Origin of the sequence: Streptomyces luomodiensis, from assembly GCF_031679605.1 — a bacterium.
Classification (GTDB): domain Bacteria; phylum Actinomycetota; class Actinomycetes; order Streptomycetales; family Streptomycetaceae; genus Streptomyces; species Streptomyces luomodiensis.
In genome coordinates, this window is the sequence record NZ_CP117522.1 from 6,234,597 (window position 1) to 6,257,370 (window position 22,774).

Genomic DNA, 22,774 nt, shown 5'->3' on the forward strand with positions numbered 1-22,774 from the left:
GACACAGGGACATGGCACTGCTGCTGGCGCTGGCGGCCGGCCTCGCGGTGGCGGGCATCGCCTACGGCATCGCGCTGTACCGCAGCGAGGCCAAACTGCCCAGCGATCTGGCGGTGGCCCTGGAGGTCGGCTCCAGCCGGACGACCGCGGTCGGCTCGGCCGTCGACCGGCTGGGCATGCGCTACGCCCCCTTCGTGCTGCGGCTGATGGGCGAGAAGCGGGTGGCCCGGGTCCGCCGGCGGATCGATCTGGCGGGCAACCCGGGCGGTCTGACGGTGGACCGCTACGCGGCCCGGCGGGCGGTCTACGGAGCGCTGGGCTTCGGCGGGGCGCTGGTGATGCTGCTCAAGGGCCAGGTGCTGCTGGCGCTGCTGCTGGTGGCGTTCGGGCTGTTCTGGATCGAGGTGGGCATCTGGGCGGCGGTGCGGGAGCGCAAGGACGCGATCGAGCGGACCCTGCCGGACTTCCTGGACGTCCTCGCGGTCGTGGTGAGCGCCGGACTGAGTTTCCGTCAGGCCCTGGACCGGGTCGCGGAGAAGTACGAGGGTCCCTGGGCGGATGAACTTCGCATCACACTTCGGCAAATGGACATGGGTGTCAGCCGCCGCCAGGCGTTCGAGGAACTACGTCAGCGTAATGACTCGGAACAGGTCGCGCAGTTCGTCACCGCGCTCCAGCAGGGTGAGGAGCTGGGCGCTCCGATTGTCGAGACATTGATCGCCATTGCGAACGACATGCGCCGTACGGACGCGCAGAACGCCCGGCGGCGTGCGGCCCGCGCGGTGCCGAAGGCGACCATGGTCATTACGACCTTCATGGTGCCCGGAACGATGGTGTTGCTCGTCGCGGGGTTCTTCATCGGGTCCGGTACCGACTTCGGCTCGGTGACCGGTGACTGACGGTCTCTTTTGGGTGAACTTCCTTCGCGATTGCAATCGAATGTGGGACAGTCGTCGCCGGTGAACTCCTCGCGCCGGGAGGGGGTGAGACGGATGCGCGGCCGCTGCCGGTCCCTGTGCTCACGGTTCGAACGTGGTGAACGGGGAAGGCAATGCTTCCTGGAGCACTGTTCCGAGACGGCTGTTTCGGCGTACTTTGCTCCTGTCGCGAGCGGCATGACGGGGGTTGAGTCGCCGGACCACGAAGGCACGGCAGCCCATGGAGGGGAACACAATGGGGAAGCGCGTCATGCGGAACGATCGGGGCCAGACCTCGATCGAATACCTGGGCATCATCGCCGTGGTGGTGGCCATCGTGCTGGTGCTGTCGACCACGGACTTCGGCAGCATGATCGCAAACGCCATCTCCAACAAGATCTCCCAGGTCGTCGGCATCTGATCAGCCCCGTGACAGCGCGGCGAGACCTCAGGAGCGACGCGGGGCAGGCATTCCCGATCTACATCACGGCGGTGGCGGGCCTCCTGTTCCTCGCGCTCGCCCTCTTCGCCGTCGGCCAGGCCGGAGCCACCCGCAACGGCGGACAGACCGCCGCCGACGCGGCGGCCCTCGCGGCCGCCCAGGACTACCGCGACCAGCTGCGGAAGGGGTTCCTGGAGGCGATCGCGAACGGCAGCGCATGGGAGGACCTGCTCAGCGGACGGGGACTGGGCGGCACCAGCGCCTGTGACGAGGCGCAGTGGTTCGCCGACCAGAACGGCGCGGACGTCACCGACTGCCAAGGGCCCGACTTCCTGCCGACGTCCTTCACCGTCACGGTCCGGACGCACAAGCCCGTGGGCAAGACCGTCATCCCCGGCACGGAGAACAAGCACGCCGAGGCGACGGCCAAGGCGGTCGTCACCCCGCGCTGCACGGCCGAGGAACCCGCCCCGCCGACCAAGCTGCCCGACGAGGACGGCGGGGGCGGTAAGGACGACGGCGGTAAGGACGACGACGAAGGCGGCGACGGCGGTAAGGACGACGGCAAGGACGACAAGCCGCCCATCGACCTGCGCTGCGACGGAGTCGACCTGACCATCGACCCGACGCGTCTGGACCTCTTCCCCGACGCCAAAGACCTCTTCTCCGTGCACCTTGCCGACTGACGAGCGAACGAAGAGCAAAGGACAGCGAGCGATGAGCATGCGGCACACGACGAAGGCCCGGAGGGGGGCCGCCGCGACGGCGCTCGCCGCGGCCCTGGCCCTCGCCATGGCCGGGTGCGGCAGCGGCGACGGCAGCGAGAAGCCCGACGACGGCGCCGGCCGGGCGTCGACCGCGGCCAAGGACGACGGCGGGAAGCAGGAGCCGGCGGTGGACACCTCCAAGACCATCGGCGAGATGAAGGGGCCCGGCGGGATCGTCGTCACCCTGCACTCCGCGGTGCGCGACGACGGCGGGTTCGTCACCGTGAACGGCACCGTCACCAACCGCGGCAGCCAGCTCTTCAACGCGATCGACTGGCGCTCGAAGGAGACCGAGGTGAAGTCCCAGTCATCCGTCTCGGGCGCGTCCCTGATCGACGAGAAGGGCAAGAAGCGCTATCTCGTCCTGCGGGACACCGACGGCCAGTGCCTGTGCACCACGGGGCTCTCCGGGATCAAACCCAATGAGAGCCGCCCGCTGTTCGCGCAGTTCCCGGCCCCGCCGAAGAGCGTCACCGAGGTCGACTTCCAGATCCCGACCATGCCGTCCGTCGGCATCACGCTCTCCGGGTGAGCCGCGCCATGACACCGGATGCGACAGCCCGCACCCCGCGCCGCGGCCCCGTCCTCGCCGCGCTGGCCGCCACCGCGCTCTGGATCACCCTCGCCGTCCCGCCGCCGCCCGCCCACGCGGACAGCGGCCCCGGCGCGCCCGCCGACACCACCCCGCCGGTGAAGATCGACCCCGAGGACGCCGATCTGCGGATGCCCGGGGGCGCCGAGCTCGCGCCCGGCCGGGTCCTGGACATCAAGTCCGTGGTCGAGACCGACGACGGCGACGAGCGGCGGGAGGACACCAACGCCAAGGTGAAGTTCGCCCTCCAGGCCGAGGTGCTGTTCGGCAAGGACAGCGCGAACCTCGGCGGCGAGGCGAAGGCCCGGATCAAGGAGATCGCCGCCGAGGCCGAGCGGCAGCACGCGAACACCGTCCGCGTCTTCGGCTTCACCGACAACCTTGGCTCGGCGTCCCATGGGGTCGCGCTGTCGAAGGAGCGGGCCAACGCGGTGCAGCAGGCGCTCGCCGAGGAGCTCGACCCCTCGGTCGGCTATGAGATCCGGGGCTACGGCGAGCAGTACCCGATCGCGGACAACGGGAGCGAGGAAGGCCGCAAGCGCAACCGCCGGGTGGAGGTCAGCTTCCCCAGGACCGGCTGAGCGGCGGGACCGGCTGAGCGCCGGGACCAGCTGAGCGGCGGGACTGACTGAGCGCGGGACGGCTGAGCGCGGGACCGGCTGAGTGGCCTCGGCGGCCGATGCCGCATCATGGGAATGTCCCCGCACCCTCCCCCGGAGTCCGTCCTGACCACCGCCGTCGCCGAGACCCTTGCCGTCGTCCTGCTCCTCGGCGTACTGGCCTTCGCCGTGGTGCGCCCCCGGGGCTGGCCGGAAGCGGTCGCGGCCGTGCCCGCCGCCGGGATCGTGGTGGCCACCGGGGCGGTCTCGCCCGCCCGTGCCTGGGCGGAGACCCGGGGACTGCTGCCCGTCGTGGGGTTCCTGGCAGCCGTGCTGCTGCTGGCCCGGATGTGCGCGGACGAGGGGCTCTTCGAGGCGGCCGGACAGGCCGTGGCGCGGGCCTGCGCGGGGCGCACGGACCGGCTGCTGGGCGGGGTGTTCGCCGTCGCGGCCGTCGTCACCGCCGTACTGAGCCTGGATGCCACCGTCGTGCTGCTCACCCCCGTGGTGTTCGCCACGACGGCCCGGCTCGGGGCGCGGTCCCGGCCGCATGTGTACGCCTGCGCCCATCTGTCGAACTCGGCGTCCCTGCTCCTCCCGGTCTCCAACCTCACCAATCTGCTCGCCCTGGAGGCCGGCGGGGTCTCCTTCACCCGGTTCGCCGTGCTGATGGGGCCCGCCTGGCTGCTGACCATCGGCATCGAGTACCTGGTCTTCCGCCGCTTCTTCGCCGCCGACCTGGCCGCCGGGACCGCCGAGCCCCCGCCCGCCGACTGGCCCCGGGTGCCGGTGTTCGCGCTGACCGTGCTGCTGCTGACCCTCGCCGGGTTCGTCGGGACCTCGCTGGCGGGGCTCGACCCCCAGTGGGCGGCCTGGGCGGGGGCGCTGGTGCTCACCGTAAGGGCGCTGCGGCGCCGCCGGACGACCGTAAGGGGGGCCGTCGGCGCGGCCGGGCCGCTGTTCTGCCTGTTCGTGCTGGCGCTCGGGGTGGTGGTCGAGGCCGTGCTCGCGGGCGGTCTCCAGGACGCGCTGGCCCAGGTGCTGCCCAGTGGGTCGAGCCTGCCCGCGCTGCTCGGGATCGCGGCGGTCGCGGCGGTGCTGGCCAACCTCATCAACAATCTGCCCGCCGTGCTGGCCCTGCTGCCGATCGCCTCCGGGGGAGGTCCAGGGCCCGTGCTCGCCGTGCTGATCGGTGTGAACCTGGGGCCGAACCTCACCTACGTCGGCTCGCTGGCCACCCTGCTGTGGCGCCGCATCGTCCACCGATACGAGCCGGACACCGGCTCCGACCTGGGGGTCTTCACCCGCCTGGGGCTGCTGACCGCACCGGCGACGGTGGTGGCCGCGACGGCGGCCATGTGGGTGATGCTGAGGATCACCGGAAGCGGATGATGCCGCGGATCACCGGAAGCTGAGGGGACCACCGCCGGAAAGCCGAAGGGCCGCCGTCGAGCGACGGCGGCCCTTCGAAACCAGCTCAGGATTCGATCCAGTTGTGTGCCTGCGCGATCTCGATGACCCGCCTGCGCACCTGCTTGATCTGGTCGGCGGTCAGGCTGCCGCCCACCTCGACCAGCGCCTCGGTCAGCTCCTGCCGGAACTCGGCGACCGACAGCACATCGCACATGGTGTCGTCGCCGTCCGGCCCGGCGGAGGGCCGTACGACCGGCGCGGCACGCTCGACGATGCGCACCTCGGATGCCTTGGGCCCCTTGTCGCCGTACTCCGGAACGAACCGCACCTTGGACCCGGGCTGGAAGAGATGCTTCTCGTCCAGCAGGTCATTGGCGTGCATGAAGACGTCCTCGCCACCGTCGTCCGGTGCGATGAAGCCGTAGCCGCGGAACTCGTCGAAACGCAGAATCTTGCCCGTGGTCGTCACCGTGCTACCCCTACCCCTGATACCTCTACCTCGATGACCTCGACCGCGATCGAGGGTGTCCCAACCATGACACTGAGAGGTCAGCGTACAGAAGGAGGGGGCGGCGCAGAAGGGCCGGGGGCGATCGCGACCCGCACGCCCCTGCGCACACCCCAGCGCGCCAACGCGCCCGCCTCCGCCTCCAGGACATGGCGGGAGCGGAACCGGGGGCGGCCGAGCCGGCCGGGGCGCAGGGTGTGGACGTCGAGCACGGTGAGCCGCCGGTCCAGATAGGCGACGTCGATGGCGAACCGCATCCGGAAGGTGTGCACACCGCTCGCGGGGGTGAGGAGCAGCGCGCCGGTCAGGCCGTCCCGGCCGAGCAGACCGCGGGCACGGGCCCGGTAGGAGGCGGCGATGGTGAGCGGAATGTCCACCGTGCGCCTCGCGGCGCCCTCCGCGCCCGCAGCGCCTTCTGGGTCCTCCTCCGCGTCCGCCCCGGCGCCCTGCGCGCCGTCCCCGAGCACCCGCAGCGTCCCCGTACCGTCCCGCCAGCGGCCCACGCCCGCCCCCTCCAGCCGTTCGAGCCTTCCCGCTCTTCCCGTCCTTCCCGTCCTTCCCGCGCAGTGTTCCACCGGCCGGGCGCTTCCGTAGGCTCGGCCCGTGCAACCGCTGCTGATCGTGCTCGCCGCCGCGTACGGCGCGGCCGCCGGGCTGCTCTTACCCCGCCCGCTCTACCGGCTGGCCGTCGAGCCCGAGGAGTCCTGGCGCGGTGCCTGTCCCCGGGGGCACGCGCTCACCGGTCCGGCGCGCGGCTGGCTGGGCCTCGCCCGCTGCTCCGGCTGCCGGGACGGTGAGCGGGACTACGGGGCGGGTCCGGTGCCGGCGGCGGCGCTCACCGCGCTGGTGTGCGGATGCCTGGCGGCGGCCGTCGGGGCGCGTCCGGAGCTGGCGGTGTGGCTGCTCCTGGCGCCGCTCGGGGTGCTGCTCACGGCCGTGGACCTGGCGGTCAACCGGCTGCCGGACGTCCTCACCCTGCCGATGGCGGGCGGGTCCGCGGCTCTGCTCGGCGCGGCGGCGCTGCTGCCGCACAGCGCCGGGTCCTGGCCGCGCGCGCTGCTGGGCGGTGCGGTGCTGGGCGGGGGGTATCTGGTGCTGTTCCTGATCAGCCCGAGCGGGATGGGTTTCGGCGACGTCAAGCTGGCGCTGACGCTGGGGGTGGCCCTCGGCTGGTACGGCTGGGACGTGCTCTTCGTGGGCGCCTTCGCCGGGCTGCTGCTCGGCTGCTGCGGAGCCGTGGCCCTGGTGGTGACCCGGCGGGCCGGGCGCAAGACCGCCATGGCGTTCGGCCCCTTCATGATCCTCGGGGCGGGCGCCGGGCTGGTGCTGGGGGCGCTCGGGGCCGGATGACACGGCGGCGCGCGGAGGGTTCGGCCCCGCCGATGCATGGACATCCCCTCACGAAGGGTTATGGTGGAAACCCCCCCTCGGGCCGGTCCGTACTCCCCCCCCACGGACCGGCCCGCTCTCTGTACGGGCTTCTGGCGGGATTCCGGCCGGATTCCGGGGCTGAGCGAGCGGCACGTAGCCCGCACGGTCCGCTACGAAGCGTGACCGGCCGCAGCCCTTCGGTCGCCCCCGGTTCGCCAGCCCCTCCACCCCGCAGTAGGGTGTCGGGCTTGGGGCGGACTGCCATGGCGAGCCATGTGAAGCACTGAGGGGCTGGAAGACGTGAAGTTGCGCGACCTGGTGTACGGGCTCTACGCACGCCGGGTGGAAGGCCGCCTCGACCATGCCCAGGTGCCCAAGCACATCGGTGTCATCCTCGACGGCAACCGCCGCTGGGCCCGCGCGGCGGGCGGCACCACCGTGCAGGGACACAAGGCGGGCGCCAGCAAGATCCAGGAGCTGCTCGGCTGGTGCAACGAGACGGACGTCGAGGTCGTCACGCTCTGGTTGCTCTCCACCGACAATCTGGACCGCCCCGAGGAGGAGCTGGTACCGCTCCTGAGCATCATCGAGGGCGCGGTGCGCGATCTGGCCGCCGACGGCCGCTGGCGGGTGCACCACGTCGGGAACCGCGACCTGCTGCCGTCCCGGACCCAGACGGTCCTCAAGGAGGCCGAGCGGGACACCGAGCACATCGACGGAATACTGGTCAACGTCGCCGTCGGCTACGGCGGGCGGCAGGAGATCGCCGACGCGGTGCGGTCGCTGCTGCTGGAGCACTCCACCAAGGGCACCTCCTTCGACGAGCTCGCCGAGATCGTCGACATCGACCTCATCTCCGAACACCTGTACACCCGTGGGCAGCCCGATCCGGACCTGGTCATCCGCACCAGCGGCGAGCAGCGGCTCTCCGGCTTCATGCTGTGGCAGAGCGCCCATTCGGAGTACTACTTCTGTGAAGTTTTCTGGCCCGCCTTCCGCAAGGTGGACTTCCTCCGCGCACTGCGCGACTACGCCGCCCGGCACCGCCGGTACGGCAGCTAGTTCCCGTCTCCCACACCGCAGTTCACCGGCCCGGGGCCGGACGCCGCCCGGCGTCCGGCCCCGGGCCTTGTCGTGCGCCGGACTCACAGCGTTCATGTACGTGCCGTCATATGCCGTTGCATGTCTGCGCACGTTCGAGGGAATATCCCTTCCAGGTCGACGCCCTGTCCCACCTGTCCAGTGGGTGTCGAACTGCCAGCGGACGGCATCGGGCCGTTCGTCCGGGAGGCCCTTTGCACACGGACGACTGTGCGGATCGTGCGTATGACGCGGAGGGCCGGCGCTCGGCCCTCCCCGTAGGGCCTGGCCCGGTCCGTTCCCCGTCTACGGCGGGGATACCTCACTCCCGCGACGCCGTCGCACCCCGACCTCTCCCGAGGGGGTTCGTCCACCCGTGGTGACCAGCAAGAAACGCCGCGAGCACGACCGGCGCACCTATGTCCTCGACACCAGCGTCCTGCTGGCCGATCCCCATGCCATGGCCCGCTTCGACGAGCACGAAGTCGTGCTGCCGGTCGTGGTGGTCACGGAGCTGGAGGCCAAGCGGCACCATCCGGAGCTTGGGTACTTCGCGCGGCAGGCGCTCCGCCTGCTGGACGAGTACCGCATCCGTTACGGCCGTCTGGACGCTCCGATACCGATCGGCGATCTGGGCGGCACCCTGCGTGTCGAGCTCAACCACTCCGACCCGGGCATCCTGCCCGCCGCCTTCCTGAACCACGGCGGCCGGGTGGGGGACAACGACTCGCGCATCCTCGCGGTCGCCAGAAACCTCCAGGCCGAGGGGTACGACGTCACCGTCGTCTCGAAGGACCTGCCGCTGCGCATCAAGGCGTCCTCGGTGGGGCTGCTCGCCGAGGAGTACCGCGCGGAGCTGGCGATCACCGACTCGGGCTGGACCGGGATGGCCGAGCTCACCGTCTCGGCCGAACAGGTGGACGATCTGTTCGCCGCCGAGACCGGGTACATCCCCGAGGCGGCCGAACTGCCCGTGCACACCGGTCTGGTGCTCCAGTCCGAGCGCGGCAAGGCGCTGGGCCGGGTCACCCCGGACGGGCAGGTGCGGCTGGTGCGCGGCGACCGGGAGGCGTTCGGGATACACGGCCGCAGCGCCGAGCAGCGCATCGCGCTGGACCTGCTGCTCGACCCCGAGGTCGGCATCATCTCGATGGGCGGCCGGGCCGGTACGGGCAAGTCGGCGCTGGCGCTGTGCGCCGGGCTGGAGGCCGTGCTGGAGCGGCGTCAGCACCGCAAGGTGATGATCTTCCGTCCGCTGTACGCGGTGGGCGGCCAGGAGTTGGGCTATCTGCCCGGCACCGAGGCCGAGAAGATGAGCCCCTGGGCCCAGGCGGTCTTCGACACGCTGTCCGCGGTGACCAGCTCCGAGGTGATCGAGGAGGTCGTGGGGCGCGGCATGCTGGAGGTGCTGCCGCTGACGCACATCCGCGGCCGCTCGCTCCATGACGCCTTCGTCATCGTCGACGAGGCCCAGTCACTCGAACGGAATGTGCTGCTGACCGTTCTGTCCCGGATCGGCGCCAACTCCCGGGTGGTGCTGACCCACGATGTGGCCCAGCGGGACAACCTCCGCGTCGGGCGGTACGACGGGGTGGTGGCGGTCGTGGAGAAGCTGAAGGGGCATCCGCTGTTCGCGCATGTCACCCTGACCCGCTCCGAGCGTTCGCCGATCGCGGCGCTGGTGACTGAAATGCTGGAGGACAGCCACATCTGAGCCGGTTGAGCCGGTTGTGACCCCTCAGGGCGCCGCGCGGAAAGGCCAAAGAGCTTAGCCGCGCGGCGTCTTGGTGCGCGTGGATTTCCAGAAATTCTGGGGCGTAAACGGGATGTGAGCTTTCACACCTGGCGGGGAATTGCCTCCGGGGCTCCGCTTCCGGCAGGGTGTGGGTCCTGTCAGGCCCCGCATACGGCACACCGGTACCCCCAGCGGTACCGAACCACAGCAGTACCAGAATTGAACAGAGTTCGCCGTATGCCGCCCGAGCACCTCGAGGATCTCCCGTGGGAGATCCCACCGGGCCCGTGCCTCCCGTGACCAGCCGACCCCGCCGAGCACCGTCGGGGGCGGAACAAGGGGAGGCCAGCGCCAGGGGCACGATTGCGCCCGCGAGGTCACCTAAGCGGGCGATGCTGGAAGGAAACCGAGTGAGCCGGATTTCGGTCCGGGGATTCGCAGTGGCCTCGGCCACCGCGGTCACCACTGTGGGCGCCGTTGTCGGCGTCGCCGCGGGCGGACAGCAGCAGGGCTCGTCCGACCCGATCGAGGCGACCGCCGCCGACTCGACGCTCCTCGCGGACATACCCGCCGGGCAGCAAGCCGTGGCACAGACCGCATCCCTGACGCAGCAGGCGGACGTCCAGTCCACCGCGGCCGACGCGGAGGCGCGGAAGTCCGCAGAGGAAGCGGCCCGCAAGCAGGCGGCCAAGGACGCGAAGGCCAAGAAGGCCGCCGCGGACAAGGCAGCCGCCGAGAAGCTGGCGAAGGAGCGGGAGAAGAAGGAGATCGCGAGCCGTTCGGCCACGCGTGACGCCGGCGACTTCCCCCTCCAGGCCTCGTACACCATCGCCGAGGTCCAGTCGATGGCGCGGCAGATCGTGCCGAGCGGCCAGTTCCAGTGCTTCAGCAACATCGTGCAGCACGAGAGCACCTGGAACTACCAGGCCACCAACCCCTCGTCGGGTGCCTACGGTCTGGTGCAGGCGCTGCCGGCCTCCAAGATGGCCTCGGCCGGCGCCGACTGGCAGACCAACCCGGCGACCCAGATCAAGTGGGGCGTCAACTACATGAACGAGCGCTACGGCAGCCCGTGCGACGCCTGGGCATTCTGGCAGGCCAACGGCCACTACTGAGCGCATCGCGCCCGGCCCTTCCGGCGGCGGCACCCGATCGCGAACTTTGTGAAACCCCCGGCCCATCAGGTCGGGGGTTTCGCACATCCTCAGCAGGTAACGTCTCCTTGACGGCTGAGGGGGAAACCGGGGGTAGGAACAGGAAATGTCCACATTGCCGCAGTGGATCGGCAGGCTGGGAACCGGGCTGACCCGGCTCGCCCACCGGCTCGAATCACACCAGGCCGAGATGCGGGGGCCCGACGACGACGGCGATGACGCCCCGCGGACCCCACAGGAGCCCGGACCGTCCGAGGAACGCCCGTCGGCGGCGCAGTCACCCGGAGCCGATGCGAACCAGGGCGCGGACGAGGGCGCCGGTACCGCAAGGGGCGGTGCCGGGGACACCGAGGGCCCGGCCGAGGAGGGCCCGGCCGCCCGGCCGGAGCCGCCCAGCGTGCCCGCCCCGCCCGCCTACGCCCCCGCCGTCTCCGCCCGGCCCGATCCGGTGGCCGCCGTGCCCTGGGGCGTCCGGGTGGCCGCCGAGGCGGGCTGGCGGCTGCTGGTGCTCGCGGGCACGGTGTGGGTGCTGATGAAGGTCATCAGCTCGGTCCAGCTGGTGGTGCTGTCCTTCACCGTCGCCCTCCTCATCACCGCGCTGCTGGAGCCCACCGTGACCCGGCTGCGCCGGCGCGGGGTGCGGCGCGGGCTGGCCACCGCGATCACCTTCATCTCCGGCTTCGTCATCATGGGCCTGGTCGTGTGGTTCGTGGTCTGGCAGGTCATGGAGAACGTCGATCAGGTCTCGGGCGAGGTCCAGGCCGGTATCGACGATCTGCGGCGCTGGCTGCTGCACAGCCCGTTCCATGTGACCGAGAAGCAGATCAACCATGTCGCCAAGAGCCTGCGCGAGGCGATCGGCGCCAACACCGAGCAGATCACCTCGGCGGGGCTGGAGGGCGTCACGGTCGTCGTCGAGGTGATGACCGGCCTGCTGCTGACGATGTTCTGCACGCTCTTCCTGCTCTACGACGGCCCGAAGATCTGGAGCTGGGCCCTCAGGCTCGTCCCCGCCCCGGCCCGCGAGGGCGTGGCGGGCGCGGGTCCGCGGGCCTGGGCGACGCTGACCGCCTATGTGCGTGGCACGGTGCTCGTGGCCCTGATCGACGCGATCTTCATCGGTGTGGGGCTGTTCTTCCTCGACGTCCCGATGGCCGTGCCGCTGGCCGTGTTCATCTTCCTGTTCGCCTTCATCCCGCTGGTGGGCGCGGTGGTCTCCGGCGCGCTCGCGGTGGTCGTGGCGCTGGTCACCCAGGGCGTGTTCACCGGGGCGATGGTGCTGGTCGTGGTGCTGGCCGTACAGCAGATCGAGGGCCATGTGCTCCAGCCCTTCATCCTCGGCCGGGCGGTGCGGGTGCATCCGCTGGCCGTGGTGCTCTCGGTCGCGGCCGGTTCGCTGATCGGCGGCATCGGCGGTGCGGTGGTGGCCGTCCCCCTGGTGGCGGTCGCCAATACGGTCGTCGGCTATCTGCGCGCCTACAGCCAGGAGAACGCGCTGCGCGCCGTCCCCGGCGCGCACGGCGCCACCGCCTCCGCCACGGCGCCCGCCCTGCCGCCGAGCGCACCGCCGCCGGGCGGGCCGTCGTCGGGCGCGCCGTCCGGGGAGGGTGACGGGCCCCGGTAGCCCGGCGCGGTCCGGTCCGGCCCTGCGCTCCTGGGGTCTCTGGACCCCTGGGCCGGAGTACGCCGAAGGGCGCCCCACCGACCGGTGGGGCGCCCTTTCAGGTCTTCGCGACTGAGCGTCAGGCGTTCGCGGCCAGGACGCCCTCGGCGTCCAGGGTGGCGCCGACCGCCTGGAGCACCGCGGCGATCTTGAAGGCTTCCTGGATCGTCTCGCGGTCCACGCCCGCCTTGCGGAGCACCTGCTCATGTGAGTCGAGGCACATTCCGCAGCCGTTGATCGCGGACACGGCCAGCGACCACAGCTCGAAGTCGGTCTTGTCCACGCCCGGGTTGCCGATGACGTTCATCCGCAGCCCCGCGCGCAGGTTGCCGTACTCCGGGTCGGACAGCAGGTGCCGGGTCCGGTAGTAGACGTTGTTCATCGCCATGATGGCGGCCGCCGACTTGGCGGCGGTGTACGCCTCCGGCGAGAGGTTGGCCTTGGCCTCCGGCTCCAGCTCCGTCAGCACCCGCGCCGAGCGCGAGGCGATCGCGCAGGCCAGCACGGTGCCCCACAGCTGCTGCTGGGGAAGCTCGGAGTTGCCGATCACCGAACCGAGGTTCAGCTTGAGGTCCTTGGCGTAGTCCGGAAGCGCGGACTTCAGCTCATCGAGTGCCATGGTGAATCAGCTCACTCACCGGCGAGGAGGGCCACCGGGTCCAGGGTGTCCTCGCCCTTGTTCCAGTTGCAGGGGCACAGCTCGTCGGTCTGGAGGGCGTCCAGCACCCGCAGGACCTCCTTGGGGTTACGGCCCACGGAACCGGCCGTCACCATGGTGAACTGGATCTCGTTGTTCTGGTCCACGATGAACACGGCACGCTGCGCGAAGCCGTCCTCGCCCTCGATGCCGAGCGCACGCATCAGCTCGTGCTTGGAGTCGGCCATCATCGGGAAGGGCAGGTCGCGCAGGTCGGGGTGGTCCTTGCGCCAGGCGTGGTGGACGAACTCGGAGTCGCCGGAGAAGCCCAGGATCTGGGCGTCACGGTCGGCGAACTCGTCGTTCAGCTTGCCGAAGGCCGCGATCTCGGTCGGGCACACGAAGGTGAAGTCCTTGGGCCACGCGAAGACGATCTTCCACTTGCCCTCGTAGGTCTTGTGGTTGATCTGCTCGAACTCCTTGCCGCTCTCCAGCGACACGCAGGCGGTCAGATCGTACTCGGGGAACTTGTCACCGACAGTGAGCACGCGTACTCCTTGCAGCTTTCGCGTAGGAAAAACCCCATCATCCGGGTTTTCCTGGGGTTGGACGGTTCCTACCTTGGCACAGAGTGCATTGATCAGTGAAATAGCTAGACTCGGTGAGGTTGATTGGAGGTGGCTATCAGTGGCCGCATCAGCCACACCGGCCGGCAAACCACGGCAGCCCAGCATTCCCCAGCTCAGGGCCTTCGTCGCGGTCGCGGAGCAACTGCACTTCCGCGATGCCGCGGCCGCCATCGGGATGAGCCAGCCCGCGCTCTCGGGCGCCGTCGCCGCGCTCGAGGAGACACTCGGTGTCCAGCTGCTCGAGCGTACGACGCGCAAGGTGCTGCTCAGTCCGGCGGGGGAGCGGCTCGCGGCACGGGCACGCACCGTGCTGGAGGCGGTCGGGGAGCTGCTGGAGGAGGCCGAGGCGGCGCGGGCGCCCTTCACCGGCGTCCTGCGGCTGGGGGTGATCCCGACCGTGGCGCCGTATCTGCTGCCGACCGTGCTGCGGCTGGTGCACGAGCGCTATCCCCGGCTCGATCTCCAGGTGCACGAGGAGCAGACCGCCTCACTGCTGGACGGGCTGTCCCATGGCCGCCTGGACCTGCTGCTGCTCGCGGTGCCGCTCGGCGCGCCCGGAGTGGTCGAACTGCCGCTGTTCGACGAGGACTTCGTCCTGGTCACGCCGCAGGACCACTGGCTGGGCGGACGCGATGACATCCCCCGCGAGGCGCTCAAGGAACTGGATCTGCTGCTGCTCGACGAGGGCCACTGCCTGCGCGACCAGGCCCTGGACATCTGCCGTGAGGCGGGTCGCCCCGAGGGCGCCCCGGTGACCACCAGCGCCGCCGGGCTCTCCACCCTGGTGCAGCTCGTCGCGGGCGGCCTCGGAGTGACGCTGCTGCCGCGCACCGCGCTGCGGGTGGAGACCGGCCGTAACGACCGCCTGGCCACCGGCGACTTCGCCGAACCGGCGCCCGCCCGCCGGATAGCCCTGGCCATGCGCGCGGGCGCGGCCCGTGCGGAGGAGTTCGAGACGCTCGCGGAGGCGCTACGGGAGGCGCTGCGGCCACTGCCGGTACGGGTCGCCCGGGGGTGAGCGTCGGGGGCTGAGCGTCAGAGTCGCCCGGTGGTGAGGATCGCCGCCACGTCCAGGGTGGCCTGGGCGCCGATCGACTCCGGGAGCGTGATGCGCTCACCCGGGGCGTGGACGCGGTGGGTGTCGTATCCGCCCTCGACGGGGTCGGTCAGCACATGCACCCGCCCGTGCTTGCGGTTGACGATCACATACACCGGAATCTTGGCCTCGGCGTATGCGGCGACCTTGTTCCGCAGATCGCTGTTGAAGTTGCTGGACGTCACCTCCAGCACCAGCCGGAAGGACACGGGGTCATAGCAGTTGTTCTCGATCAGGTGCTCGTGGATGTCGGCGTCGACCACCGCCAGGTCCGGAATGGCATAGTCCTCGGGGCCGGTCGGCAGCCACAGGCCGATCCCCTGGATGACCCTGCTCTCCTTGCCGTGCAGCCCCGCTTCCAGCAAGGGGATCATGAGTTCGGTGAGCGCCATCCCGTGCGGCGCGTCCGGCGGTGGGGCCACGGTGATTACTCCCCCGATGATCTCGACTCGGCAGCCCGGGTGCTGCTCCATGAGCTGGTTGGCTTGCTCGAGCAGAGTCAGCGGCTCGGGGCGGTACGGCCCCTCGACTGCGGCAGCAGACATGGCTGTTCTCCCGGTGTTGGTGTCGAGACCATCATCGTAGGCCGGACAACAGGCGGATGTCCCGTACGCCGGGATTCACCCGGACGGGTGGCATAACCGCCGAGGACAAGGGCAAAGGGACCGTTCCCGCAGGTGGGAACGGCCCCCGGTGTGGGCGCGGCGGAACGGGGACTACTCCGTCCGCAGGCCCTCCGGCCGCATCATCCGCCACAGCGGCGGCAGGCTGACCAGGGTCACCAGCAGGATGACGCCGGCGCCGATGCCCGTCATGGCGCCGAGTCCGGCCCAGTCCACGGTCAGCGGCTGGCCGACCATCTTCAGCAGCAGCATGCCCAGCGCGAGCCCGCCCGCGACCGACAGCGCCAGTCCCAGCACCACCGGGACCGCCGTCTGCCACAGCACGGACCAGCTGAGCGTGGTGCGCCGGGTGCCGAAGGCGACCAGGACGGACAGCAGTCGCTTGCGCTCGCGGAGCTGCTCCAGGGTGGTCACGATCATGCTGGCCCCGATGAGCAGCAGGGTCGCGGTCGCGCCGATGAACAGTCCGCGGCGAATGGCGGTGAACTCGTCCGACTGCTTGGTGCTGGAGAGCCGCATCACATACAGCGACGGGGAGAACTCCACGCTGGTGTTGCGCACGTACTCGGTCGCGTCCGGCACCTTCGGGTCCACCCGGATCATGGCAGTCGCCTTCGGATCCGCCAGATCGGCGATGTCGAGGGCACCGGGAGTGGCGAAGATGCCGGTGCGCTCCTGTCCCGTCGGGTCCTTCCGGGACTTCACCACCTGGGCGGAGCGGGGGATCGTCCACAGTTTCTGGTGGTCCAGGTCCGGTATGCCCTCGTCGTCGTAGGCGAGGTTGACCTGGGCGCCCGGGTGGGCGAAGGTGTCGCCGGACCCGTCGAAGTCGGGCGATTCGACGAAGAAGACATCGCCGTTCTCGCAGCTGGTGAGGCGGATCACCTCGCGCAGCGAGGGGCAGTCGGCGACGGTGAGGGCCTCCTCCGAGACCGCCGACGGGTCCGCCTTGTCGCCGTGGGTGGCGGAGACGTAGTCCTCGGTGACACCGAGCACACTGGTCACGCCCTTGGTCGCGCGGTACCGCTCGAAGGCGTCGCGGGCCTGGGTGCCGTCGGCCACCGGGACGTTCGTCATCAGCTGGGCGCGGTTCGGGTCCTGGCCGGTCGACCTGGTGTCCTCGGCCTCCACGCTGGCGAAGAGCATCTGGAGCGCGAGGGCCCCGGCGACGGCGATCGTGATGCCGCTGACCGCGCGCGCCGCGGTGCCGCTGCTGAGCTGGAGCCGGCGGGTGGCGAGCTGCCAGGGCACCGAGCCCTTGCCGCCGAACCGTTCCACCACGGCCTCGACGACCCAGGGCAGCAGTGCGGTGGTGCCGATGAGGAGCAGGACGGCGCCGGCCGCGGCCTGGTACGCCTGCCTGCTGCTGCCCTCGAAGCTGCTCGCGAGCGGCAGCAGCAGTCCCATGCCCAGCAGCGGCATCAGCAGCCGCCACCACAGGCGCCGCCGCTTGGGGGTGGCGTTCCGCACGACCCCCAGCGGCTCGATGGCGATACCGCGCAGGGCGACCAGGGTGACGACGACGGCGAGGGCGGGCACGGCCACCGCGATCGCCAGGGCGAGCGGGAGGGACGGCCGGATGTCGGAGGTGAAGAAGCTGATGTCCCACAGCGTGACGCCGCCGATCACCTCCCGCGCCAGCAGGAACAGCCCGGTGCCGACGGTGAGCCCGAGCAGGGCACCGAAGAGCGACTCACCGGCGGCGATCCGGCGGGTCATATGGACGTCAGCGCCCACCAGCCGCAGCGCGGCCAGCCTCCGGTCGCGCCGCTCGCCGCCGAAGCGGGCGGCGGTGGCGATGAAGATGAGCACCGGCAGCAGCAGCACCACACAGCCCACGATGATCAGCAGCAGCAGCGCGGGGTTCAGGGGCTCGTCCCCGTGGTCCCCGTTGCCCCAGTGGTCGATGTGGTACGAGGCGCCGACCCGCTCGAGCGTCTTCTGGCTGACTCCCGCGTAGTAGAGGAACTCGGCCGGGCCGGCCAGCCCGCTGTCGCCGATCACCCCGGCGGTGCGGTACGGGAAGCGCTCCCGGAGCAGTTCGCCCTCGTCGGAGTCGAGCAGCCGCTTCAGCGCGGGCGAGACCCACATCTCGCCGGGGGCCGGGAACCGGTCGACACCCGGCGGCGCGGGCAGTGCGTCGCGGTTGCGGTCGCCGTCGGGGGCCAGGATGAAGCCGCCGATGTCCCGGTCGCGGTAGGTGGTGCCCGCGTCGCCGACGCCGATCGTGTCGGGGCGGGGCTTCAGCACGCTGAAGCTGTACACGGACCGGGCGTCGGTCCGCTCGCCGCGCAGCGCGTGCGCGGTGGGGATGGAGGCGGCGAGCAGCAGCAGCGCCACGCCGAGGCCGACGCCCACCGCCGTCATGACCGTCCTGGCCCAGCTCTCCCGCCCGCCGTTGACCGCGAAGCGCGCGCCCATGGCGAGGTCGGCGGCCCAGCGGGCGGTGGAGGCGCGGCCGCCGGGCTCCGCCGGCGGGGCGTCCTGGCCGGTCATCGGACCCCCGCCATGTTCCGGGCCTTGCCGTCGCGGACGACGATCTCGCGGTCGGAGTAGGCGGCGACCCGGGCCTCGTGGGTGACCAGGACCACGGCGGTACGGGTGTCCCGGGCGGCCTCGGTCAGCAGCTCCATCACCCGCTCCCCGTTGAGCGAGTCCAGGGCGCCGGTCGGCTCGTCGGCGAACAGCACCCGCGGCCCGGTGACCAGCGACCGGGCGACGGCGACCCGCTGCCCCTGGCCGCCGGAGACCTCGCCGGGCCGCTTGGGCGCCACATTCGCGACCTCCAGCCGCTCCAGCCAGGCCGCCGCCCGGGTCTCGGCCTCCTTGCGCTTGGTGCCGTTCAGCCGCAGCGGCAGCGCGACGTTCTCCACGCAGGTCAGCTCGGGGACCAGCTGGCCGAACTGGAAGACGAAGCCGAACTCGCCGCGGCGCAGCCCGCTGCGCTCGCTGTCCGACATGGCGGTCAGCTCGCGCCCGTTGTAGTGGACGGTGCCGGAGTCCGGCTTCACGATCCCCGCCAGGCAGTGCAGCAGCGTCGACTTGCCGGAGCCGGAGGGGCCCATGACGGCGACGACCTCGCCGGGGTTGATGGCGAAGTCCGCGCCGTCCAGGGCGGGGGTGTGGCCGTACGTCTTGTGCAGGGACGTGGCGATCAGCAGGGAGCCTGCCGTGGTCATGAACGCACCGCCTTGGCGAGTTGGCCGAGGCGGGCAGCGGTGAGTTCCAGCCAGCGCAGATCGGCCTCGAGGTGGAAGAGGGCGTGGTCGCAGATGAGTTGGTCGCTGAGGTCGCCGCCGTGCTTGCGCTGCGTCAGCTCGCGCATCAGCCGCAGGTGTTCGGCGCGCTGGACGTCGAGCAGATCGGCCGCGTCGCGCCCGGTGAGCAGGGCGATGACGACCTTGGTGTAGAGGACCGACTGGAGGTACGGCTCGGGCTTCTCGGGCTCGGCGAGCCAGTGCTCCACATCGGTGATGCCCGCGTCGGTGATGGCGTAGCGCTTGCGCTCCGGGCCGCCTCCGTGCTCGATGCCGTCGACCTCCACCAGGCCGTTCTTCAACAGCCTGGACATGGTCGAGTAGACCTGCCCGTAGTGGAGCGGGCGGTCGTGTCCGAATCTTTCGTCGAAGGCCCGCTTCAGGTCATAGCCGTGGCGCGGGCCGCCTTCCAGGAGTCCGAGCAGGGTGTGGCCAATTGACATGCGTGGCACTCTACACCATGCGTATACCTCGTGTGTATAGCTGCGGTGTGCGGTGCGTTTTCGCAGGTCAGGTGGGGTTGGGCGAGGTGGGGGGCTAATCCGGTGCGCGCTCGGTGCCCGCGGTGCCGCCCGCGCCGTCCGTGCCGCCCGCGCCGTCCGCCCCCTCCGCGCCGCCCGCGCCCTCCGCGGGCCGCCGGGGCGGGCGGCCCCGGCGGGGGATCGGGCGCGCCGCGCGGGGCAGCCGGCCCGCCTCCGCGAGCGCCTTGCGCAGCAGGAACTCGATCTGCGCGTTGGCGCTGCGCAGTTCGTCGTCGGCCCACCGCGCGAGGGCGTCGTGGACGGCCGGGTCGAGCCGCAGCAGCATCTGCTTGCGCTGCCGCGGCTGCCGTGGCTCCCGCCCGCTCTCCTTCTCGTCCGTCACTGGTACAGCGTGCCGGTATTCAGGACCGGCTGCGGGGAGCGGTCCCCGCAGAGCACCACCATCAGATTGCTGACCATCGCCGCCTTGCGCTCCTCGTCCAGCACCACGATCTCCTCCTCGGTGATCCGGGCCAGCGCCGCCTCGACCATGCCGACCGCGCCTTCCACGATCTCCCGGCGCGCGGCCACCACCGCGCCCGCCTGCTGGCGCTGGAGCATCGCGGAGGCGATCTCCGGGGCGTAGGCGAGGTGGGTGAAGCGCGATTCGATGATGCGGACCCCGGCCGCCTCGACCCGGGCGTGCAGTTCGACGGCGAGCTTCTCGGTGATCTCCTCGGCGTTGCCGCTCAGCGAGAGGACGCCCTCCTCATGGGCGTCGTACGGGTACTCGATGGCGATGTGCCGCACCGCGGCCTCGGTCTGGGTGGCGACGAACTCCAGGAAGTCGTCCACCTCGAACATCGCCTGGGCGGTGTCCTCGACCTTCCAGACGACGACCGCGGCCAGCTCGATCGGGTTGCCGTAGGCGTCGTTGACCTTGAGCACGGCGGTCTCGTGGTTGCGCACCCGGGTGGAGATCTTCTCGCGGCTGGTGAGCGGGTTCACCCAGCGCAGCCCGTCGGTGCGGATCGTGCCCCGGTAGCGGCCGAAGAGCTGGACCACCCGGGCCTCGCCGGGCGCGATCGTGTTGAGGCCGCCCATGGTGAGCAGCGCGGCGATGATCACCACGATGCCGGACACGATCAGCGACGTGGACCAGGCGCCCTTGTGCTCGGCGGCGACGGCGGCCCCCGCGAAGATCAGGCCCACGCCGCCCGCCAGCCCGGCCAGGCCGCCGAGCAGAGCCAGCCCGCCGCTGACGTTGCGCGCGGGCCGCTCCCGCACCCGCGGTTCCGGGAGGGGCGGTATGTCGGCCTTGTTGGTGATGTCGCCGTCGGTGGAGGTGGTGTCGGACATGGTGGGCTCCCCGTTTCCGTTCGGTGGCGCGGTCTATCAAAGTGATAGCACATTAATCCTTCCCGGCAACCCTTTGCGCCCGTAAGCCGTCAGTTCCCGTGCCGTGGGTGCTTTTTGTCACCTCGGGAAAAAGCTTGATCGATGGGCATTTGCGGGTTGTTGCGGTGTTAGCTTCATGAGCTGGCCCGAGGGCTTACGGACTGGAGCGGCGGGAGCGATGGGTAGAGCGGAAGAGCGACGCGCGCGGAAGAAGGGCGCTCGCAGAGCCAAGCGGGCGGCGAAGGCGGGGGGTATACGCCGCTTCTTCACCTGGAAGTGGCTGCTCGGCTACGTCCTGGGGCTCTGCCTGTTGTTCATCGGGGGATTCTTCGTCCTCTACCTGATGGTGAGCGTTCCCCCGGCCAACGCCGCGGCCAAGGCGGAGGCCAACATCTACAAGTACAGCGACGGCACGATCATGGCGAAGACCGGCCAGGTCAACCGTGAGTCCGTACCGCTGTCCAAGATCCCCAAACCGGTGCAGCACACCTTCGTCGCCGCCGAGAACAAGGACTTCTACAGCGACTCCGGCGTCTCGTTCACCGGCACCGTCCGCGGTCTGATCAACACCGCGCTGGGCCGGGGCAAGCAGGGTGGTTCGACCATCACCCAGCAGTACGTCAAGAACTACTACCTCAGCCAGGAACAGACCGTCAGCCGCAAGCTGAAGGAGCTGGTCATCTCGCTCAAGGTCGACCAGCAGAAGTCCAAGGACTACATCCTGGCGGGCTACATCAACACCAGCTACTACGGCCGCGGCGCCTACGGCATCCAGGCCGCCGCCCGCGCGTACTACAACAAGGACGTCGAGGACCTCAGCGTCGCGCAGGGCGCCTATCTCGCGTCGGTGCTCCAGGCGCCCAGCCAGTACGACTGGTCGGCGGCGGGTCCCAACGGCAAGCGGCTGGTGAAGGCCCGCTGGAACTACGTCCTGGACAACATGGTCGAGAAGGGCTGGCTGAGCGCGTCCGAGCGCAAGGGCATGAAGTTCGACGTCCCGGTCGACCCGCGCCCCATCCCCGGGGCCGAGGGCCAGGCCGGGTACGCCATCGAGGCCGCCAAGAAGGAGCTGGTCAAGGCCGGGGTCTCGGAGGACGAACTGCTGGCCGGCGGCTGGACGATCACCCTCAACATCGACCGGAAGAAGCAGCAGGCGCTGGAGAAGGCGGTCCACACCCAGCTGACCGACAAGCTCGACCCGAAGGAACGCAAGGTCGACGGATACGCCCAGGTCGGCGCGGTCTCGGTGGATCCGAAGACCGGCGGTGTGGTGGCGATGTACGGCGGTGCCGGCTCCACCGAGCACTACTGGAACAACGCCACCCGCGCGGACTACCAGCCCGCCTCCACCTTCAAGCCGCTGATCCTCGCCTCCGCGCTGGAGAACGGCTCCACCACGCAGGACGGCACCCCGATCACGGCGAGCACCGTCTACGACGGCACCAGCAGACGGCCGGTCAAGGGCTCCGCGGTCGGCTTCGCCCCGCCGAACGAGGACAACAAGTCCTACGGCCCCATCTCCGTCCAGAAGGCCATGAACAACTCCGTGAACTCCGTGTTCGCGCAGATGGCGGTGGACGTGGGGCTGGAGAAGGTGAAGAGCACCGCCATCGACCTCGGCATGGACGAGGAAGCGGGCGGCTTCGACGTACGCCCGGCGATGTCGCTGGGTGTGATGGGGGCCAGCCCGTACCAGATGGCCGGGGTCTACGCGACCCTCGACAACCACGGCAAGAAGGTCACCCCGGCGTTCGTGAAGTCCGCCGAGAAGGGCGACGAGCGGGCCGAGTTGCCCGACCCCACCAACGGTCAGGCGATCAGCCGGGGCGCCGCCGACTCCGTCACCTCCGTCCTCACCGGTGTGGTCGACGACGGCACCGGTCAGGCGGTGCGGCAGCAGGGACAGGCGGTCGCGGGCAAGACCGGCACCTCGGACGACAACAAGTCGGCCTGGTTCTCCGGCTACACCCCCGACCTGGTGACCTCCGTCGGCATGTTCGGCGAGGGCGAGAAGGGCAAGCAGGTCTCGCTCAAGGGCACCGCGGGCGGCGGCCGGGTCAACGGCGGTGACTTCCCGGCCAGGATCTGGGCCGCGTACACCGAGGCCGCGCTGAACGGCGAAGGCGCGTCGAAGTTCGACCTGGACACCGACATGGGGGCGGCGGTCAAGCCACCCGCGCCGCCGAGTTCGAGCGAGACCTCCGAGTCGCCGTCGGCCAGCCCGTCGGCGAGCGCGTCCGACAGCGAGTCGCCCTCCGCGTCGCCGTCGGCCAGCGCGTCCGACAGCGAGTCGCCGTCCGCCTCGTCGTCGGCGTCGCCGTCGGACGACACCTCCCCGAGCCCGCCCGACCCGTCGGGCTCGGCCTCGGACGATCCCCCCGGCCTGCTGCGCAGACAGCAGCAACAGCAGCCATAGCGGTGACGCGGCGGGG

Annotated in this window: 23 protein-coding genes; 13 read left to right on the forward strand and 10 right to left on the reverse strand. The window is 70.7% G+C overall.

Annotated features, from left to right (window positions below):
* Positions 1-11: 11 nt before the first annotated feature.
* The 6 genes from PS467_RS26260 to PS467_RS26285 all read left to right on the forward strand — a co-directional run bounded on the left by PS467_RS26260 (position 12) and on the right by PS467_RS26285 (position 4,709).
* Complete coding sequence (locus PS467_RS26260; protein ID WP_268974152.1) at positions 12-899, forward strand: DUF5936 domain-containing protein; 888 nt, start codon at positions 12-14, stop codon at positions 897-899.
* Between the two features lie 289 nt (positions 900-1,188).
* Entirely contained in the window at positions 1,189-1,338 is a 150-nt protein-coding gene (locus PS467_RS26265; protein WP_268977299.1) for a hypothetical protein, read from the forward strand.
* 8 nt (positions 1,339-1,346) lie between these two features.
* The gene (locus PS467_RS26270; RefSeq protein ID WP_268974153.1) at positions 1,347-2,045 is read left to right on the forward strand and encodes a pilus assembly protein TadG-related protein; all 699 of its coding nucleotides are present in this window, start codon (positions 1,347-1,349) and stop codon (positions 2,043-2,045) included.
* Positions 2,046-2,076: 31 nt separating this feature from the next.
* Positions 2,077-2,658, forward strand: a complete 582-nt coding sequence (locus tag PS467_RS26275) for a hypothetical protein (RefSeq protein ID WP_311037311.1) — start codon at positions 2,077-2,079, stop codon at positions 2,656-2,658.
* 8 nt (positions 2,659-2,666) lie between these two features.
* Positions 2,667-3,299 (forward strand): OmpA family protein, encoded by a 633-nt coding sequence (locus tag PS467_RS26280; RefSeq protein ID WP_311039962.1) that lies wholly within the window; start codon positions 2,667-2,669, stop codon positions 3,297-3,299.
* A 108-nt stretch (positions 3,300-3,407) separates the two neighbouring features.
* A complete protein-coding gene (locus PS467_RS26285) occupies positions 3,408-4,709 on the forward strand; it encodes an SLC13 family permease (RefSeq protein WP_311037312.1) in 1,302 nt (433 codons plus the stop codon).
* Between the two features lie 85 nt (positions 4,710-4,794).
* Here PS467_RS26285 and PS467_RS26290 read toward each other — a convergent pair whose 3' ends face one another.
* A complete protein-coding gene (locus PS467_RS26290; RefSeq protein ID WP_256654799.1) occupies positions 4,795-5,199 on the reverse strand; it encodes a cold shock domain-containing protein in 405 nt (134 codons plus the stop codon).
* A gap of 80 nt (positions 5,200-5,279) precedes the next feature.
* Positions 5,280-5,741: a DUF192 domain-containing protein gene (locus tag PS467_RS26295; RefSeq protein ID WP_311037313.1), complete on the reverse strand. Its 462-nt coding sequence runs from the start codon at positions 5,739-5,741 to the stop codon at positions 5,280-5,282.
* Between the two features lie 100 nt (positions 5,742-5,841).
* Here PS467_RS26295 and PS467_RS26300 point away from each other — a divergent pair, with 100 nt between their 5' ends.
* The 5 genes from PS467_RS26300 to PS467_RS26320 all read left to right on the forward strand — a co-directional run bounded on the left by PS467_RS26300 (position 5,842) and on the right by PS467_RS26320 (position 12,202).
* Positions 5,842-6,588 (forward strand): prepilin peptidase, encoded by a 747-nt coding sequence (locus tag PS467_RS26300; protein WP_311037314.1) that lies wholly within the window; start codon positions 5,842-5,844, stop codon positions 6,586-6,588.
* Positions 6,589-6,909: 321 nt separating this feature from the next.
* On the forward strand, positions 6,910-7,671 hold the full coding sequence (locus PS467_RS26305) for an isoprenyl transferase (protein ID WP_311037315.1): 762 nt from the start codon (positions 6,910-6,912) through the stop codon (positions 7,669-7,671).
* Between the two features lie 394 nt (positions 7,672-8,065).
* Positions 8,066-9,403, forward strand: coding sequence for an RNA 5'-3' helicase PhoH2 (gene phoH2, locus PS467_RS26310; protein ID WP_268974159.1), 1,338 nt, complete (start codon positions 8,066-8,068; stop codon positions 9,401-9,403).
* A gap of 431 nt (positions 9,404-9,834) precedes the next feature.
* Positions 9,835-10,539 (forward strand): aggregation-promoting factor C-terminal-like domain-containing protein, encoded by a 705-nt coding sequence (locus PS467_RS26315; protein ID WP_498076486.1) that lies wholly within the window; start codon positions 9,835-9,837, stop codon positions 10,537-10,539.
* 145 nt (positions 10,540-10,684) lie between these two features.
* A complete protein-coding gene (locus PS467_RS26320; protein WP_311037316.1) occupies positions 10,685-12,202 on the forward strand; it encodes an AI-2E family transporter in 1,518 nt (505 codons plus the stop codon).
* Positions 12,203-12,320: 118 nt separating this feature from the next.
* Here the strand turns inward: PS467_RS26320 and PS467_RS26325 are convergent, their stop codons facing one another.
* Positions 12,321-12,860: an alkyl hydroperoxide reductase gene (locus PS467_RS26325; RefSeq protein WP_268974162.1), complete on the reverse strand. Its 540-nt coding sequence runs from the start codon at positions 12,858-12,860 to the stop codon at positions 12,321-12,323.
* A gap of 11 nt (positions 12,861-12,871) precedes the next feature.
* A complete protein-coding gene (locus PS467_RS26330; protein WP_268974163.1) occupies positions 12,872-13,426 on the reverse strand; it encodes a peroxiredoxin in 555 nt (184 codons plus the stop codon).
* Between the two features lie 139 nt (positions 13,427-13,565).
* Between PS467_RS26330 and PS467_RS26335 the strand changes: the two genes are divergently transcribed.
* A complete protein-coding gene (locus tag PS467_RS26335; RefSeq protein WP_311037317.1) occupies positions 13,566-14,525 on the forward strand; it encodes a hydrogen peroxide-inducible genes activator in 960 nt (319 codons plus the stop codon).
* Positions 14,526-14,542: 17 nt separating this feature from the next.
* On the opposite strand, the gene PS467_RS26340 is transcribed toward PS467_RS26335, so the two are convergent.
* The 6 genes from PS467_RS26340 to PS467_RS26365 form a co-directional block, all read right to left on the reverse strand.
* Entirely contained in the window at positions 14,543-15,148 is a 606-nt protein-coding gene (locus tag PS467_RS26340; protein WP_311037318.1) for a Uma2 family endonuclease, read from the reverse strand.
* Positions 15,149-15,319: 171 nt separating this feature from the next.
* Positions 15,320-17,722 (reverse strand): ABC transporter permease, encoded by a 2,403-nt coding sequence (locus PS467_RS26345; protein WP_311037319.1) that lies wholly within the window; start codon positions 17,720-17,722, stop codon positions 15,320-15,322.
* Positions 17,719-18,405, reverse strand: a complete 687-nt coding sequence (locus PS467_RS26350; RefSeq protein ID WP_311037320.1) for an ABC transporter ATP-binding protein — start codon at positions 18,403-18,405, stop codon at positions 17,719-17,721. The genes PS467_RS26345 and PS467_RS26350 overlap by 4 nt, the downstream gene beginning before the upstream one ends.
* Positions 18,402-18,926: a PadR family transcriptional regulator gene (locus tag PS467_RS26355; RefSeq protein WP_268974168.1), complete on the reverse strand. Its 525-nt coding sequence runs from the start codon at positions 18,924-18,926 to the stop codon at positions 18,402-18,404. The genes PS467_RS26350 and PS467_RS26355 overlap by 4 nt, the downstream gene beginning before the upstream one ends.
* Positions 18,927-19,020: 94 nt before the next feature.
* Positions 19,021-19,347: a type II toxin-antitoxin system antitoxin gene (locus PS467_RS26360; protein WP_311037321.1), complete on the reverse strand. Its 327-nt coding sequence runs from the start codon at positions 19,345-19,347 to the stop codon at positions 19,021-19,023.
* Complete coding sequence (locus PS467_RS26365; protein ID WP_311037322.1) at positions 19,344-20,303, reverse strand: SPFH domain-containing protein; 960 nt, start codon at positions 20,301-20,303, stop codon at positions 19,344-19,346. The genes PS467_RS26360 and PS467_RS26365 overlap by 4 nt, the downstream gene beginning before the upstream one ends.
* 217 nt (positions 20,304-20,520) lie before the next feature.
* Between PS467_RS26365 and PS467_RS26370 the strand changes: the two genes are divergently transcribed.
* A complete protein-coding gene (locus PS467_RS26370) occupies positions 20,521-22,758 on the forward strand; it encodes a transglycosylase domain-containing protein (RefSeq protein ID WP_311037323.1) in 2,238 nt (745 codons plus the stop codon).
* Positions 22,759-22,774 lie beyond the last annotated feature (16 nt).